The sequence below is a fragment of the Streptomyces sp. NPDC037126 genome (assembly GCF_055605965.1).
Window position 1 is genome coordinate 1 of sequence record NZ_JBVJTD010000022.1, and the last position, 16,455, is coordinate 16,455.

The 16,455-nt window shown below is 70.0% G+C and carries 14 protein-coding genes; 11 read left to right on the forward strand and 3 right to left on the reverse strand.

What is annotated here, in order from left to right:
* The 3 genes from ACZ7FF_RS35100 to ACZ7FF_RS35110 form a co-directional block, all read left to right on the forward strand.
* Positions 1 to 1,692 (forward strand): vitamin B12 dependent-methionine synthase activation domain-containing protein (locus ACZ7FF_RS35100; protein ID WP_470817562.1); only part of this gene is annotated, 1,692 nt, incomplete at its 5' end.
* Between the two features lie 286 nt (positions 1,693 to 1,978).
* Positions 1,979 to 2,680 (forward strand): HAD family hydrolase, encoded by a 702-nt coding sequence (locus ACZ7FF_RS35105; protein WP_470817564.1) that lies wholly within the window; start codon positions 1,979 to 1,981, stop codon positions 2,678 to 2,680.
* A 435-nt stretch (positions 2,681 to 3,115) separates the two neighbouring features.
* Complete coding sequence (locus ACZ7FF_RS35110; protein WP_470817566.1) at positions 3,116 to 4,720, forward strand: ABC transporter substrate-binding protein; 1,605 nt, start codon at positions 3,116 to 3,118, stop codon at positions 4,718 to 4,720.
* Between the two features lie 126 nt (positions 4,721 to 4,846).
* On the opposite strand, the gene ACZ7FF_RS35115 is transcribed toward ACZ7FF_RS35110, so the two are convergent.
* Together ACZ7FF_RS35115 and ACZ7FF_RS35120 are read right to left on the reverse strand one after the other, a co-directional pair.
* Positions 4,847 to 5,518 (reverse strand): response regulator, encoded by a 672-nt coding sequence (locus ACZ7FF_RS35115; RefSeq protein WP_010045368.1) that lies wholly within the window; start codon positions 5,516 to 5,518, stop codon positions 4,847 to 4,849.
* A 14-nt stretch (positions 5,519 to 5,532) separates the two neighbouring features.
* Complete coding sequence (locus ACZ7FF_RS35120) at positions 5,533 to 6,504, reverse strand: RecB family exonuclease (RefSeq protein ID WP_470817567.1); 972 nt, start codon at positions 6,502 to 6,504, stop codon at positions 5,533 to 5,535.
* Between the two features lie 177 nt (positions 6,505 to 6,681).
* Here ACZ7FF_RS35120 and ACZ7FF_RS35125 point away from each other — a divergent pair, with 177 nt between their 5' ends.
* From ACZ7FF_RS35125 to ACZ7FF_RS35135, 3 genes are all read left to right on the forward strand, one after another.
* A complete protein-coding gene (locus ACZ7FF_RS35125) occupies positions 6,682 to 8,472 on the forward strand; it encodes a site-2 protease family protein (protein ID WP_470817568.1) in 1,791 nt (596 codons plus the stop codon).
* A 38-nt stretch (positions 8,473 to 8,510) separates the two neighbouring features.
* Positions 8,511 to 9,413: a tRNA (adenine-N1)-methyltransferase gene (locus ACZ7FF_RS35130; protein ID WP_470817569.1), complete on the forward strand. Its 903-nt coding sequence runs from the start codon at positions 8,511 to 8,513 to the stop codon at positions 9,411 to 9,413.
* Between the two features lie 235 nt (positions 9,414 to 9,648).
* A complete protein-coding gene (locus ACZ7FF_RS35135) occupies positions 9,649 to 10,230 on the forward strand; it encodes a hypothetical protein (protein ID WP_470817570.1) in 582 nt (193 codons plus the stop codon).
* A gap of 9 nt (positions 10,231 to 10,239) precedes the next feature.
* On the opposite strand, the gene ACZ7FF_RS35140 is transcribed toward ACZ7FF_RS35135, so the two are convergent.
* Positions 10,240 to 10,542: a ferredoxin gene (locus tag ACZ7FF_RS35140; protein WP_470817571.1), complete on the reverse strand. Its 303-nt coding sequence runs from the start codon at positions 10,540 to 10,542 to the stop codon at positions 10,240 to 10,242.
* Positions 10,543 to 11,061: 519 nt separating this feature from the next.
* On the opposite strand from ACZ7FF_RS35140, the gene arc reads away from it, so the two are divergent.
* The 5 genes from arc to prcB all read left to right on the forward strand — a co-directional run bounded on the left by arc (position 11,062) and on the right by prcB (position 16,417).
* Entirely contained in the window at positions 11,062 to 12,828 is a 1,767-nt protein-coding gene (gene arc, locus ACZ7FF_RS35145) for a proteasome ATPase (RefSeq protein ID WP_470817573.1), read from the forward strand.
* 233 nt (positions 12,829 to 13,061) lie between these two features.
* On the forward strand, positions 13,062 to 14,573 hold the full coding sequence (gene dop, locus ACZ7FF_RS35150) for a depupylase/deamidase Dop (protein ID WP_470817575.1): 1,512 nt from the start codon (positions 13,062 to 13,064) through the stop codon (positions 14,571 to 14,573).
* 172 nt (positions 14,574 to 14,745) lie between these two features.
* Positions 14,746 to 14,964 carry a ubiquitin-like protein Pup gene (locus ACZ7FF_RS35155; protein ID WP_470817576.1) on the forward strand — a complete coding sequence of 73 codons (219 nt, stop codon included), beginning with the start codon at positions 14,746 to 14,748 and terminating at the stop codon, positions 14,962 to 14,964.
* 50 nt (positions 14,965 to 15,014) lie between these two features.
* Complete coding sequence (locus tag ACZ7FF_RS35160) at positions 15,015 to 15,620, forward strand: endonuclease VII domain-containing protein (RefSeq protein WP_470817578.1); 606 nt, start codon at positions 15,015 to 15,017, stop codon at positions 15,618 to 15,620.
* On the forward strand, positions 15,572 to 16,417 hold the full coding sequence (prcB, locus tag ACZ7FF_RS35165; protein ID WP_470817579.1) for a proteasome subunit beta: 846 nt from the start codon (positions 15,572 to 15,574) through the stop codon (positions 16,415 to 16,417). Before ACZ7FF_RS35160 ends, prcB begins: the two co-directional genes overlap by 49 nt.
* Positions 16,418 to 16,455: the final 38 nt, after the last annotated feature.

The window sequence follows — 16,455 nt, forward strand, 5'->3', positions numbered from 1 at the left end:
CTCGATCTGATCTACGACCGCCGTGCCGAGGGTTACGACCCGCTGCAGAAGCTCATGCAGCTGTTCGAGGGTGCCACCGCGAAGTCCCTGAAGGCTGGCAAGGCCGAGGAACTGGCCGCGCTGCCGCTCGAGGAGCGGCTGAAGCGGCGGATCATCGACGGCGAGCGCAACGGCCTGGAGGCCGACCTGGCCGAGGCGCTCAAGGACCGTCCGGCGCTCGACATCGTCAACGACACCCTGCTGGACGGCATGAAGGTGGTCGGTGAGCTGTTCGGCTCCGGCCAGATGCAGCTGCCGTTCGTGTTGCAGTCCGCGGAGGTCATGAAGGCGGCGGTCGCCTACCTCGAACCGCACATGGAGAAGTCGGACGCGGACGGCAAGGGCACGATCGTGCTGGCCACGGTGCGCGGCGACGTGCACGACATCGGGAAGAACCTGGTCGACATCATCCTGTCCAACAACGGCTACAACGTCGTCAACCTGGGCATCAAGCAGCCGGTCTCCGCGATCCTGGACGCCGCCGAGGAACACCGGGCCGACGTGATCGGCATGTCCGGACTCCTGGTGAAGTCCACCGTGATCATGAAAGAGAACCTGGAGGAGCTGAACCAGCGCGGCCTCGCCGCCCGGTTCCCCGTCATCCTCGGCGGCGCCGCCCTGACCCGGGCGTACGTCGAGCAGGACCTCCACGAGATCTACGAGGGCGAGGTCCGCTACGCCCGCGACGCGTTCGAGGGGCTGCGCCTGATGGACGCCCTGATCGGCGTCAAGCGGGGCGTGCCCGGCGCGAAGCTCCCCGAGCTGAAGCAGCGCCGGGTCCGGGCCACGGCCCCCGCGGAGCCGGCCGAGCGCCCCGAGGAGGGTCACGTCCGCTCCGACGTCGCCGTCGACAACCCGGTCCCCGCCCCGCCGTTCTGGGGCACCCGGGTGATCAAGGGCATCCAGCTCAGGGAGTACGCCTCCTGGCTGGACGAGGGCGCGCTGTTCAAGGGCCAGTGGGGACTGAAGCAGGCCCGCACCGGAGAAGGGCCCTCGTACGAGGAACTGGTCGAGACCGAGGGCCGCCCGCGGCTGCGCGGCCTGCTGGACCGGCTCCAGACCGAGAACCTCCTGGAAGCGGCCGTCGTCTACGGCTACTTCCCGTGCGTGTCCAAGGACGACGACCTGATCATCCTGGACGAGCGGGGCAACGAGCGCACCCGCTTCACCTTCCCGCGCCAGCGCCGCGGCCGCCGCCTGTGCCTGGCCGACTTCTTCCGCCCGGAGGAGTCGGGGGAGACCGACGTCGTCGGCCTCCAGGTCGTGACCGTCGGCTCCCGCATCGGGGAGCAGACGGCCAGGCTCTTCGAGGCCAACGCCTACCGCGACTACCTCGAACTGCACGGCCTGTCCGTCCAGTTGGCGGAGGCCCTCGCCGAGTACTGGCACGCCCGGGTGCGCGGCGAACTCGGCTTCGCCGGCGAGGACCCGGCCGAGATCGAGGACATGTTCTCGCTGAAGTACCGCGGGGCCCGCTTCTCCCTCGGCTACGGCGCCTGCCCGGACCTGGAGGACCGCGCCAAGATCGCAGGCCTGCTGGAACCCGAGCGGATCGGCGTCCACCTGTCCGAGGAGTTCCAGCTCCACCCCGAGCAGTCCACGGACGCGATCGTGATCCACCACCCCGAGGCGAAGTACTTCAACGCCCGCTGAACCCTCCGGCGGCCCGGCGGGATCCGCCCGCCGGGCCGGGGCGTACCGTGCGCGAGTCGCCCCGGTCGCCCACGCGCGGGAGAGCTGTGCCGTCCGTCACCCGGACGCCGGCCGCGGGCACCTCAAAGGCCCTCTGGCCTGCGCCGGGGGTGATTTCAGGGGTACCCCCGGGCGCGCGGGATAAACGAGGCGCTTCGGGCGCCGGAGACGTACACTGGTCGGTCCACTGCAGGCCGGTTCCCCGCACGGGAACCGGCCTGATCGTCCCCCAAGGAGGTGCGCCCGGATGACCAGCACGGTCCCCGCGCTCGGAACCCGTACGGCCGAAGGTTCCGCCCTGCAGGCAGTCCTCCTCGACATGGACGGCACCCTGGTGGACACCGAGGGCTTCTGGTGGGACGTCGAGGTGGAGGTCTTCGCCGCCCTCGGTCACACCCTGGACGAGTCCTGGCGGCACATCGTGGTCGGCGGCCCGATGACCCGCAGCGCCGGCTTCCTCATCGAGGCCACCGGGGCGGACATCACCCTCGCCGAACTCGCCGTGCTGCTCAACGACGGCTTCGAGGAGCGTATCGGCCACGCCCTGCCGCTGATGCCGGGCGCCGCCCGTCTGCTCGGCGAACTCCACGAGCACGGCATCCCCACCGCCCTGGTCTCCGCCTCCCACCGGCGCATCATCGACCGAGTGCTCTCCGTGCTGGGAACGCACCACTTCGCCCTGTCCGTGGCCGGCGACGAGGTCTCGCGCACCAAGCCCTTCCCGGACCCGTACCTGCTCGCCGCCGCCGGACTCGGCGCACATCCGGCCAGATGCGCCGTGGTCGAGGACACCTCCACCGGCGTCGCCGCCGCCGAGGCCGCCGGCTGCCGGGTCGTCGCCGTGCCGTCCGTGGCCCCTATCGGCCCGGCCGAGGGACGCACCGTGGTCACCTCCCTGGAGGAGGTCGACCTGGCATTCCTGCGCGGTCTGATGACGGAAAAGCGCTAGCCGTTCACTCAGCGTGCCAAGCCCATTGGCCGTCCTGGACAGATTTCCGCGCAAGTACACCCCGGCGGAATTCGCGGCAAGCCGACCGGCCGAATTCCACTGACTCCCCGCACAGTTGGGGTGTGTGACGTTCGCCACCCCGGTGGGCCTCGACAACGTTCGCCGAGTGTGCTGGCAGGGCCCGTTCGGCGAGGATCGGCCGCTCCTTGTGTCCCGATTCATGGGATGCTGCACTAATCCTGCCGCTGTCGGGTTTTCGGTGTGTCCACACCTGGTTTCGCTGCGTGATGAGGGGTCAACTCGCGCGGCTGTGAACCCTCCTGCGGACGCGGTCTAATCTCATCGCCGAGAACATCGCCGAGAACTCCCGTGATCCGCCGCACCACCCATGCATGCCGGGTACACGGACCCGAACAGCTCTGGAGAAACTCCCGCATGAACCGCAAGACTTTGGTGCTGCCGGCAGTGGTCGGTCTGCTCACCCCGGTTCTCGCCGCGTGCGGCGGGTCGGACAGCGGGAGCAAGAGCGGCGACGCCATCGTCGTCGGTACCACGGACCGGTTCACCGCCACCAAGGACGCCCCCGCCCCCGTCGACCCGGCCTACGCCTACGACGTCGGCACCTGGAACATCCTGCGCCAGACGGTGCAGACCCTGATGGCCCAGCCCAAGGGCGAGGGGGACCCGGTCCCGGACGCCGCCGAGAGCTGCGGCTTCACCGACAGCGGCAGCGAGCGCTACGCCTGCAAGCTGCGTGACGGCCTGAAGTTCTCGAACGGCGACACGGTGACCGCCTCGGACGTCAAGTACTCCATCGAGCGCGCCCTGCGCATCAAGGCCGACAGTGGTGTGGCCTCGCTGCTCAACACCATCGACACCATCGAGACGCAGGGCGACCGCGAGGTGATCTTCCACCTGAAGACGGCCGACGCCACCTTCCCGTACAAGCTGTCCACTCCGGTCGCGGGCATCATCAACCCGAAGGACTACGCGAAGGACAAGCTCCGCGACGGCTTCGCGGTGGACGGCTCGGGCCCGTACACCTTCCAGGCCGACGTCAAGGACAACGCGGTCGTCAGCGCCACCTTCACCAAGAACCCCAATTACAAGGGCTCGGTGACGGTGAACAACGACAAGGTCGAGCTGCGCTCCTTCCCCGACGCCGACGCCATGGGCGCCGCGATCGACAAGGGCGACATCGACGTGATGACCCGCGCCATGACGCCCGCGCAGATCCAGAAGCTGGACTCCGGCACCGACGAGAACGTCGACCTCGTCGACATGCCGGGCCTGGAGATCCGCTACCTCGCCTTCAACACCAACGCGCCCAGCGTGAAGTCGAAGGCCGTGCGCCAGGCCATGGCCCAGCTCATCAACCGCGGCGAGCTGGTCTCCAAGGTCTACGGCACCCAGGCCGAGCCGCTCTACTCGCTGGTTCCGGCGACCATCACCGGCCACTCCAACTCGTTCTTCAACAAGTACGGCAACCCCAGCGCCGCCAAGGCGAAGGATCTGCTGACGAAGGCCGGGATCACCACCCCGGTGAAGATGACGCTGCACTACACCACCGACCACTACGGCTCGGCCACCAAGCAGGAGTTCCAGATCCTGCAGAAGCAGCTCAACGACAGCGGCCTGTTCGACGCCACCATCCAGGGCCACCCCTGGGAGACCTTCCGCCCCTCCGAGCAGAAGGGCCAGTACGACGTCTACGGCATGGGCTGGTTCCCCGACTTCCCGGACGCGGACAACTTCCTCGCGCCCTTCCTCGACAAGGACAACTTCCTCGGCTCGCCGTACTCCAACCCCGAGATCCAGCGCACGCTGATCCCGGCGTCCCGCCGCGAGGCCGACCGGCTCTCCGCCTCCCGCAGCCTGACGCAGATCCAGGACATCGTCGCCGAGGACGTCCCGGTGCTGCCGCTGTGGCAGGGCAAGCAGTACGTCGCCGCACGCGACGACATCACGGGCGTCTCCTACGCCCTCAACTCCTCCTCGACGCTCCAGCTGTGGGAGCTCGGCCGAGGCGTGAGCGGCTGACCGGTGTGAGCGGCTGACGCCACATGCGCCGAGGGCGCCCCTCCCGACCGGGAGGGGCGCCCTTCGCCGTTGTCACCGAAACCTGCTCACCGGACCGGCCGCGGGGTTCTGCCGGCCCACCGGGCCTCACTGGGCGCCGGGACGCACCAGCCCGCTCTCGTACGCGTACACCGCGGCCTGTACCCGGTCGCGCAGGCCCAGCTTGGTCAGTACATGCCCCACGTGCGTCTTGACGGTGGTCTCGCTGACGAACAGGTCGGCCGCGATCTCGGCGTTGGACAGCCCCCGCGCCACCAGCTTCAGCACCTCCACCTCACGGTCGGTGAGGGTGTGCAGGGTGTCCGGCACGGGCTCCTCACCGGACGGCAGGTGGGTGGCGTACTTGTCCAGCAGGCGGCGCGTGATGCTCGGCGCCAGCATCGCCTCGCCGGCCGCCACCACCCGGATCGCCTGCACCAGCTCGTTGGCCGGCGCGTCCTTGAGCAGGAAGCCGCTGGCACCGGCGCGCAGCGCCTCCACCACGTACTCGTCCAGGTCGAACGTGGTCAGCACCAGCACCTTGGCCGGACCGTCCCGGCCGGGGCCGGTGATCTGCCGGGTCGCCTCCACCCCGTCCATCCGCGGCATACGGATGTCCATCAGCACGACGTCCGGCTGCAGGGCCCGCACCTGATCGAGGGCCTGCAGGCCGTCCCCGGCCTCGCCCACGACCGCGAGGTCCTGCTCGGCCTCCAGGATCATCCGGAAACCGGTACGCAGCAGGGGCTGGTCGTCGACCAGTAGGACGCGGATGGCCACGTGACACTCCTTCGCTAGTCCGGCCCCATTCTGCCCTGCGGCACACCCCCGGACTCCGGCGCCCTCACCGGCAGCGGGTAGGGCGGGGGAGTGCCGCCGAACTCCGGGCAACGGGCCTGGTGGTCGCACCAGCCGCACAGCTTGGTCGGCCGCGGCCGCCACTCCCCGGTCTCGGTCGCCTGCCGGATGGCCTCCCACAGCGCGTGCAGCTTGCGCTCCACCCGGTCCAGATCGGCGCGCACGGGGTCGTAGGTCACCACGTCACCGCTGCCGAGATAGACCAGCTGCAGCCGCCGCGGCACCACGCCCTTCAGCCGCCAGACCACGAGGGCGTAGAACTTCATCTGGAAGAGCGCGCTCTCCGCGTACTCCGGACGCGGTGCCTTGCCCGTCTTGTAGTCGACGATCCGCACCTCGCCGGTCGGCGCCACGTCCACCCGGTCGATGATCCCGCGCAGCCGCAGCCCCGACTCCAGCTCGGCCTCGACGAACAGCTCCCGCTCGACCGGCTCCAGACGCGTCGGATCCTCCAGCGTGAACCAGCGCTCCACCAGCCGCTCGGCCTCACCGAGCCACTGCGCCATGCGCTGCCCGTCCGGATCCTCGGCGAACAGCTCGCTCAGCTCCGGACGGTTCTCCCGCAGCCGGTCCCACTGTCCCGGGATCAGCGACTTGGCCCGCGGTGCGGTCCGCTCCCCGGCGGGCGCGTCGAACAGCCGCTCCAGCACCGCGTGCACCAGCGTGCCCCGGGTCGCCGCCTCGCTCGGCTTCTCCGGCAGCCGGTCGATCACCCGGAACCGGTAGAGCAACGGACACTGCATGAAGTCCCCGGCCCGCGAGGGGGACAGGGAGGTGGGCGCGGCGGCGACGCGCTCGGCGACCGCCTCGGGCGCGGCCGTACCCGCCGGGTCCGGCGCGGGCGCGGGCCGATCCGTGTGCTCGGGGCCGCTCGGCGGGGCTCCCGCCTCCTCGGTGCTGCTGTCCATGTCCACAGACCTTACGGCCCACCACTGACAGTGACCCAGCCGCCGCCCGCGTGGCCCCGCGACCGCGGGGCAAACTCAAGGGGTGCCGGGGCGAAACGTGCCACGAAGGCCGCATACCATCGACCACAGACCCTTCCGTCCGGCAGGTGCGGAAGACGCTTCGAACGAGGGGACACCGTGGACGTGAGCGGCGCGAGCGGGCAGCCGCGGTCCGGCGACGACGAGCCGGCCGAGCACCCCGCAGGTCCTACGGCCCCGGCGACCGGCCCCGCCGACCGCCCCGGCCCGGAGCCCCACCAGGCCCCGGCGCCCGGCCCGGCCGCCCCCCGCGCGCACACCCCGCCGTCCGGCCACGGCCCCGACGGCGACGCCCCGACGCCCCGTCCCCACCCGGCCGCCGCCCCGAACACCGCGAACCCCACGGACGGCGCCGAAGAGCGGGACGGCACGAACCACCAGGACAGCTCCGAGGTCCCCGATCGGCGAGAGAGCACGGACGGCACGGACGGCAGGGACGGCACAGAAGGCCCGGACAGCCCGGCCGGCCCGTACGGATCCGGTACGCCCGGCCCCGACGCCCGGCCCGGCCCCGATGACAGCTCCGGCCCCGACGACAGCTCCGGCCCCGACGACCGCCCCGGCACCGGCCCGGAGCCCCACACCGGCCCTCCCGCCGGGCCGCACGCGGGTCCGCGCGCCGAGCCCCACACCGGCCCCCACCACGACCCCCGCGCCGATTCCCACCCCGACCCCTCCGGGCACCGTTCCCTCGCCCACTCCGGTATCGCCAAGGGGGAGCCGCCGCGGCGGCCGAAGGAGCCCGGCGGCGGCATCCTCATGGGCCGCCCCTTCGGCGTGCCGGTGTACGTGGCGCCCAGCTGGTTCCTCGTCGCCGCCCTGATCACCTGGGTCTTCGGCGGCCAGCTCGACCGCGTGCTGCCCGAGCTGGGCGCCGCCCGCTACCTGGTCTCCCTGTTCTTCGCGGTCGCCTTCTACGCCTCCGTGCTGGTCCACGAGCTGGCCCACACGGTCGCCGCCATCCGCTTCAAGCTGCCCGTCCGCCGCATCCAGCTCCAGTTCTTCGGCGGAGTCTCCGAGATCGAGAAGGAGGCCGAGACCCCCGGCCGGGAGTTCGTCCTCGCCTTCGTCGGTCCCCTGCTCTCGCTCGTCCTCGCCGGGCTGTTCTACCTCGCCATGAAACCCGTCGAGCCCGGCACCGTCCCCGGCGTGCTGCTGGCCGGCCTGATGGTCTCCAACCTCATCGTGGCGATCTTCAACCTGCTGCCGGGCCTCCCCCTGGACGGCGGCCGCATGCTCCGCGCCGTCGTCTGGAAGATCACCGGCAAGCCCATGAGCGGCACGGTCGCCGCCGCCTGGGTGGGCCGCGCCCTCGCCGTCACCGTCCTGATCGGCCTGCCGCTGCTCAACTCCTCCGGCGCCCTCGGCGGCGGCGGTGAGAACACCGGCGGCATGGACACCGTCACCGACGCCCTGCTCGCCGCCATCCTCGCCGCGATCATCTGGACCGGCGCCGGCAACAGCCTGCGCATGGCCCGGCTGCGCGAGCACCTCCCCGAACTGCGCGCCCGCACCCTCACCCGGCGTGCCGTACCCGTCGAGACCGACACCCCGCTCTCGGAGGCCCTGCGCCGCGCCAACGCCGCCGGCGCCCGCGCCCTCGTCGTCGTCGACGCCCACGGCCACCCCATGTCCCTGGTGCGCGAGTCCGCCATCGTCGGCGTACCCGAGCACCGCCGGCCCTGGGTCGCCGTCAGCGGCCTCGCCCAGGACCTCACCGAGGGCATGCGCGTCTCCGCCGAACTGTCCGGGGAGGAGCTGCTGGACGCCCTCCGGGCCACCCCGGCCACCGAGTACCTGGTGGTCGAGGAGACCGGCGAGATCTACGGCGTGCTCTCCGCCGCCGACGTCGAGCGCGCCTTCGTGAAGGCCATGGCCCGCCCCAGCTAGTGGTCGGCGGCCCGTCCCGCTGCCGGTAGTCTGGTCACATGTCCGAACCGACCGGTGCCGCCCGCAGGCGCGGGCCCTTCAAGGTCGGGGACCAGGTTCAGCTGACCGACCCCAAGGGCCGCCACTACACGTTCACGCTCGAAGCCGGGAAGAACTTCCACACCCACAAGGGTTCCTTCCCGCACGACGAACTGATCGGTGCTCCCGAGGGCAGCGTTGTCCGCACCACCGGCAACGTGGCCTACCTCGCGCTGCGCCCCCTGCTCCCCGACTACGTCCTGTCCATGCCCCGCGGGGCAGCCGTCGTCTACCCGAAGGACGCGGGGCAGATCCTCGCCTTCGCCGACATCTTCCCCGGCGCACGCGTCGTGGAGGCCGGCGTCGGCTCCGGTTCGCTCAGCAGCTTCCTGCTGCGGGCCATCGGCGACCAGGGCATGCTGCACTCCTACGAGCGCCGCGAGGACTTCGCCGACATCGCCCGGCAGAACGTGGAGCGCTACTTCGGCGGCCCCCACCCCGCCTGGCAGCTCACGGTCGGCGACCTCCAGGACAACCTGTCCGACGCCGACGTCGACCGCGTCATCCTCGACATGCTGGCCCCCTGGGAGTGCCTGGAGGCCGTCTCCAAGGCGCTCGTGCCCGGCGGCATCCTCTGCTGCTACGTGGCCACCACCACCCAGCTCGCCCGGACCGTGGAGTCCATCCGGGAGATCGGCTGCTTCAACGAGCCGACCTCCTGGGAGACCATGATCCGCAACTGGCACATCGAGGGCCTGGCCGTCCGCCCGGACCACCGCATGATCGGCCACACCGGCTTCCTGCTCACCGCCCGCCGCCTCGCGGACGGCGTCGAGCCGCCCATGCGCCGCCGCCGCCCCGCCAAGGGTGCCTACGGCGAGGACTACGCCGGACCCAACGCCGACGGCGGCACCGCCCGCTGACGGCCCCCGCACCGACACAACGCAACGGCGCCGTGGCAGAGTTCCCCACCGATCCCGGGAACTCGGCCACGGCGTCCGTCCGTTGACAGGGCACCAGGTTCCCCGCCCCCTGCGCGGCGAAGCCGTCCCGGCGTGCCTGCCGCGGGAATCCGGACCCCGCAGTTCCCCCGCACTGTGACGTGTGGCACCATGCAGGCCACCCCCACCGGCACAGCCCTCACAGGAGACACTCCTAGTGCAGCAATCCGCCGTTCCGGAGCTCGCCCACACCCACACCCGGCCCATCCACTGGGTCGCCACAGCCACCGCCGTCGCGGCGGTCGTGGCCCTCTCGTCCTTCGTCCAGCCCGGATCGGCCACGGCCGCCCAGCCGGCCGCCGGCGCGCAGGCGAAGTCCGCGCCCGCGGACGCGGCGCCGCCCGGCACGGCCGGCGTGAAGTTCCCGCTGCGGTGCGGGCCGGTGAAGGCCCTGGTCGCCAAGAAGGCCACCGGCGACCTGGACGGCGACGGCAGGCCGGAAACCGTCGCCGTGGTGCACTGCGACGCACCCATGGGCACCCCGCCCGACGCGGTCTACGTCCTCACCCGCCCCACGGCCGGCGGCCCGGCCCGGGTGGTCGCCACACTCGTCGACCCCAAGGACCGGTTCACCGTCACGGACTTCGCGATACGCGCCGGCACCGTGTCCGCCACCCTGCTCGGCTACTCCTCGGACGACGTGCCGAGTTGCTGCCCCGACGTGAAGACCCCGGCCACGTGGCGGTGGAACGGCAACGCCTTCCTCCGCTCGACGTCGGCCGGGGCCCACAGCGTCTGAAAACCGCGGCTAGTCCGCGTCGGGCCCGTACACCTCGACCCGGTCCAGAACCCGGCGCACGTGGATGCACTCGCCGGGACACTCCTTGGCCGAGTCCACCACGTCCGTGAGCAGCGGCAGCGGCACCGGGACCGTCGCCCCCGGGTCCTGGAGCAGCTCGTCGTCGGCGCCCTTCACATAGGCCAGCCCGTCGATGTCGAGCTCGAACACCTCGGGGGCGTACTGGACGCAGATCCCGTCGCCGGTACACAGGTCCTGGTCGATCCAGACCTCCAGCGCCTCGCCGCCCGGGGCCTCCTGCTGCACGGTCATCTCTCCTGCCGTCGATTCGCCGGACGGACCCGCGGCACACGCGCCAGCCGGGTCCGCACCAGCGGCTGTTGAACACACTCGACCCTACCTCCGCCCGCATTCCGGCCGTGTTCGACCGCTTCGGGGTTTCCTCTCCCGTGGGCCCGGGTACGAGCGGTCGACCAGGGAGAGGGGGCCCCGAACCGGGGACGAACGCTTCCGGCCGGGCCCATGGTGACACCGACCGCCCGAACCGTCGCTCTGCGTGATGATCGTACGAGCGCCCTGTGTGCTGTCCGCATACGGTCCCACCACGTCCGGAGCGGACAACTCCGGCCACTCCTGAAGGGTTTTGACCACGCCATGCATGGAACAAGCTGCTTCCGCATCACGTTGAGTGGGTATTCCCTCCGTGCGAGGGAGAGCGCACCGGGTGACCGACGACACACCTTGACAGTCTTTGTGATCTAGGGGTTTCAATCGACACCCACCCAGGTAGGGTCTGGAAGCGTCCAGCTCCCCTTGGAGGAGGTGAGGACCGTGGCAGCCCACGACGACGACATGAACCGCGGCATCCGCCCGGGACGCGGGTCCGACGACCCGGCCGGGCAGATCGCCTACCTTGAGCAGGAGATCGCCGTCCTGCGACGTAAGCTCGCCGACTCTCCGCGACACACGAGGATTCTCGAGGAGCGGATCGTCGAGCTGCAGACCAACCTGGCCGGCGTGTCCGCCCAGAACGAACGACTGGCCAACACCCTCCGCGAGGCCCGCGACCAGATCGTGGCCCTCAAGGAAGAGGTCGACCGGCTCGCACAGCCGCCGGCCGGCTTCGGTGTCTTCCTGCAGGCGAACGAGGACGGCACCGCCGACATCTTCACCGGCGGCCGCAAGCTCCGCGTGAACGTCAGCCCCAGCGTCGAGCTCGAAGAGCTCCGGCGCGGCCAGGAACTCATGCTCAACGAAGCGCTCAACGTGGTCGAGGCCATGGAGTTCGAGCGCGTGGGCGACATCGTCACCCTCAAGGAGATCCTCGAGGACGGCGAGCGAGCCCTCGTACTGGGGCACACCGACGAGGAGCGGGTGGTGCGGCTCGCCGAGCCGCTGCTGGACGTGACCATCCGCCCCGGCGACGCCCTCCTGCTCGAACCACGCTCCGGCTACGTCTACGAGGTCGTGCCCAAGAGCGAGGTCGAGGAGCTGGTCCTCGAAGAGGTCCCCGACATCGGCTACGAGGCCATCGGCGGCCTCGGCAACCAGATCGAGGCCATCCGGGACGCGGTCGAGCTGCCGTACCTCTACCCGGACCTCTTCAAGGAGCACGAGCTGCGCCCGCCCAAGGGCGTCCTGCTCTACGGCCCCCCCGGCTGCGGAAAGACGCTCATCGCCAAGGCCGTCGCCAACTCGCTCGCCAAGAAGGTCGCCGAGGTCACCGGCCAGGCCTCGGGCAAGAGCTTCTTCCTGAACATCAAGGGCCCCGAGCTGCTCAACAAGTACGTCGGCGAGACCGAGCGGCAGATCCGCCTCGTCTTCCAGCGTGCCCGTGAGAAGGCCAGCGAGGGCACCCCCGTGATCGTCTTCTTCGACGAGATGGAGTCCCTCTTCCGCACCCGTGGCTCCGGTGTCAGCTCGGACGTGGAGAACACCATCGTCCCCCAGCTGCTCGCCGAGATCGACGGCGTGGAGGGTCTGCAGAACGTGGTCGTGATCGGCGCCTCCAACCGCGAGGACATGATCGACCCCGCCATCCTGCGCCCCGGCCGGCTCGACGTGAAGATCAAGATCGAGCGCCCGGACGCCGAGGCGGCGAAGGACATCTTCGGCAAGTACCTCACCGAGCGCCTCCCGCTCCACACGGACGACCTCGGCGAGCACGAGGGCGACAAGGCGACCACGGTCCAGAGCATGATCCAGACCGCGGTCGAGCACATGTACGCCGAATCCGAGGAAAACCGCTTCCTGGAGGTCACCTACGCCAACGGCGACAAGGAAGTCCTCTACTTCAAGGACTTCAATTCCGGCGCCATGATCGAGAACATCGTGGGCCGCGCCAAGAAGATGGCGATCAAGGACTTCCTCGACAAGAACCAGAAGGGTCTCCGCGTCTCCCACCTGCTCCAGGCCTGCGTGGACGAGTTCAAGGAGAACGAGGACCTGCCCAACACCACGAACCCGGACGACTGGGCCCGGATCTCCGGAAAGAAGGGCGAGCGGATCGTGTACATCCGCACCCTCATCACCGGAAAGCAGGGCGCGGACACCGGACGCTCCATCGACACGGTGGCGAACACCGGTCAGTACCTGTAAAAGCAGGGGCGGCTGCGGGTGCCCTCACCGGGTACCCGCAGCCGACTGTTTTTCTGGCCACGACCGGAGCAGGCAATGACGCAAATGATCTCCCCACCAGCGCAAAGGCGTTCTAGGCTCTTTCCTACCGCCGAGTCGCGCAGTGCGGGGACGGGCACCGCACACGCACCGGAGCGCCAGCGGTACGCGAGCGGCGCCCACGACCGAGGGTGCCGCCGGGCAAGGAGGGCCGCATGACCGTACGGCGAGTAATGGGCATCGAGACGGAGTACGGGATCTCCGTCCCCGGTCACCCCAACGCCAATGCCATGCTCACCTCGTCCCAGATCGTCAACGCCTACGCGGCGGCGATGCACCGGGCCCGCCGGGCCCGCTGGGACTTCGAGGAGGAGAACCCGCTGCGGGACGCGCGAGGCTTCGACCTCGCCCGGGAGGCCGCCGACGCCAGCCAGCTCACCGACGAGGACATCGGCCTCGCCAACGTGATCCTCACCAACGGCGCGCGCCTGTACGTCGACCACGCCCACCCCGAATACAGCGCACCCGAGGTGACCAACCCCCGCGACGCCGTCCTCTGGGACAAGGCCGGCGAGCGGATCATGGCCGAGGCCGCCGAGCGGGCCGCACAGCTCCCTGGCGCCCAGCCGATCCACCTCTACAAGAACAACACCGACAACAAGGGCGCCTCCTACGGCACGCACGAGAACTACCTGATGAAGCGGGAGACCCCCTTCTCGGACATCGTGCGCCACCTGACGCCCTTCTTCGTCTCCCGCCAGGTCATCGCCGGCGCGGGCCGCGTCGGCATCGGCCAGGACGGGCACGAGCACGGTTTCCAGCTCAGCCAGCGCGCGGACTACTTCGAGGTCGAGGTCGGCCTCGAGACCACCCTGAAGCGCCCCATCATCAACACCCGCGACGAGCCGCACGCGGACGCCGAGAAGTACCGCCGCCTGCACGTCATCATCGGCGACGCCAACCTCTCGGAGATCTCCACCTACCTCAAGCTGGGCACGACCGCACTGGTCCTGTCCATGATCGAGGACGGCTTCATCGCGGTCGACCTCGCGGTCGACCAGCCCGTCCGCACCCTCCACCAGGTCTCCCACGACCCCTCCCTCAAGCGGCTCGTCACCCTCCGCAGCGGCCGCACACTCACCGCCGTGCAGCTGCAGATGGAGTACTACGAGCTGTCGCGCAAGTACGTCGAGGAGCGCTACGGGGCGGACGCCGACGAGCAGACCAAGGACGTCCTCAGCCGCTGGGAGGACACCCTCACCCGGCTGGAGAACGACCACATGAGCCTCGCCGGCGAACTGGACTGGGTCGCCAAGCGCGAGGTCATGGAGGGCTACCGCCGCCGCGACAGCCTCGACTGGGACGCCGCACGGCTGCACCTCGTCGACCTCCAGTACGCCGACGTGCGGGCCGAGAAGGGCCTGTACAACCGCCTGGTGGCCCGTGGGCGGATGAAGCGCCTCCTGGACGAGTCCGAGGTCGACAGAGCCCGTACGAAGCCGCCGGAGGACACCCGGGCGTACTTCCGCGGCCGCTGCCTCGAGCAGTACGCGGACGACGTCGCCGCGGCCTCCTGGGACTCGGTCATCTTCGACCTCCCGGGCCGGGACTCCCTCCAGCGCGTTCCAACCCTGGAACCGCTTCGCGGAACGCGAAATCACGTCAAGGAGCTCCTGGACCGCTGCCGCACCGCGGAAGACCTGGTCAGGGTTCTGTCGGGCGGGTGACCGCGACCAGCGGGTACTCGTACCGCCCCGGGCGGACAGGGTGGAAATCCCACCGCCCGGGAATCATCGAGTTGGCCCCCGTACGTTGGAGAAACTGCGGGGCCGATGTCGGACCCGGCTTGTAGGGTCTGATCATCACCGATCGGCAGGCGAACTGAGCGGGGTGAGGGTTATGGCAACGAAGGACACCGGCGGCGGTCAGCAGAAGGCCACGCACTCGACGGAACAGGTCGAGGAGCAGACGCAGGACGCGCAGGCCGAGGGCGACCTCAAGGAGCGCCACGAAAAGCTGAGCGACGACGTGGACTCCGTCCTGGACGAAATCGACGACGTACTCGAGGAGAACGCCGAGGATTTCGTTCGAAGCTTTGTGCAAAAAGGCGGCGAGTAAAGGTCGCCTGGGCGCCTTTACCTTCGAATTGAAGATCGCGGGGGGTGAGGGTGGCTGGCGAGCCGGAGACGAAGCACTGTCCGGGGTGTGAGCGGGACCTGCCTCTCGGGGCGTTCGCGAGGGACAGGAACCGGAGTGACGGTCTTCAGCCGCGATGCCGGGAGTGCGTGGCCGCATACAGCGCCGCGTACTACCGGCGCCGCCGGGAGGCCATGGGCGAGTCGGTGCGCGAGGTCGTGGCGGTTCCGGCCGGGCACAAGCTCTGCCGGGCGTGCGGTGAGGTCAAGCCGCACAGTGAATGGCATCGCAACGCCACCGCGTCCGACGGGTTGTCGACGCGCTGCAACGCGTGCCGCGCCGTCCAGGGACGGCAGGGGCATCTGAAGCGGCAGTACGGCATCACCGAAGCCGAGCGCGACACGCTCGTAGCCTCGCAGGGCGGAGTCTGCTGTATATGTCTGGCCGCTGTGCCGGCACATGTGGATCACTGCCATGAGACGGGTAGGGTCCGTGGCGTACTGTGCTTCAGCTGCAATGCCGCACTGGGGCAGTTCAAGGATCAGCCCGAGGTCATCAGGCGGGCTGCTGCATACGTGGAAGGAAACGCGTGGAAGCCAACACTCGTAGCACCGGGCGTCTGCCAGCTGCCTTCCTGACGCCAGGATCCTCCTCCTTCATGGACTTCCTCTCGGAGCACCAGCCCGAGATGCTGCCCGGCAACCGGCAGCTGCCGCCCACCCAGGGAGTGCTCCAGGCACCGCACGGCACGACCATCGTGGCCGTGACGTTCCCCGGGGGCGTGGTGCTCGCGGGTGACCGCCGGGCGACCATGGGCAATGTGATCGCGCAGCGGGACATCGAGAAGGTGTTCCCGGCGGACGAGTACTCGGCGGTCGGCATCGCCGGCACGGCGGGTCTCGCCGTCGAGATGGTCAAGCTCTTCCAGCTGGAGCTGGAGCACTTCGAGAAGGTCGAGGGCGCTCAGCTGTCCCTGGAGGGCAAGGCCAACCGGCTGTCGACGATGATCCGTTCCAACCTCGGCATGGCCATGCAGGGCCTGGCCGTGGTGCCCCTGTTCGCCGGGTACGACGTGGACCGGGAGCGGGGGCGCATCTTCTCCTACGACGTCACGGGCGGCCGTTCCGAGGAGCACAACTTCGCCGCGACGGGCTCCGGCTCGATCTTCGCGCGCGGTGCGATGAAGAAGCTGTTCCGTGACGATCTGACCGAGGAGCAGGCCACGACGCTGGTGGTCCAGGCCCTCTATGACGCGGCAGACGACGACTCGGCGACCGGTGGTCCCGATGTCGCCCGCCGGATCTACCCGATCATCACCGTGATCACCGAGGACGGCTTCCGCCGGCTCACCGAGGAGGAGGCGTCGGAGCTGGCCCGGGCGGTGCTCCAGCGGCGGCTGGAGGAGCCGGACGGCCCCAAGGCCGCCCTGCTCTGAGTGCGGGCCCGGGTCTTTTCGAGGTGATCCAGTGACCA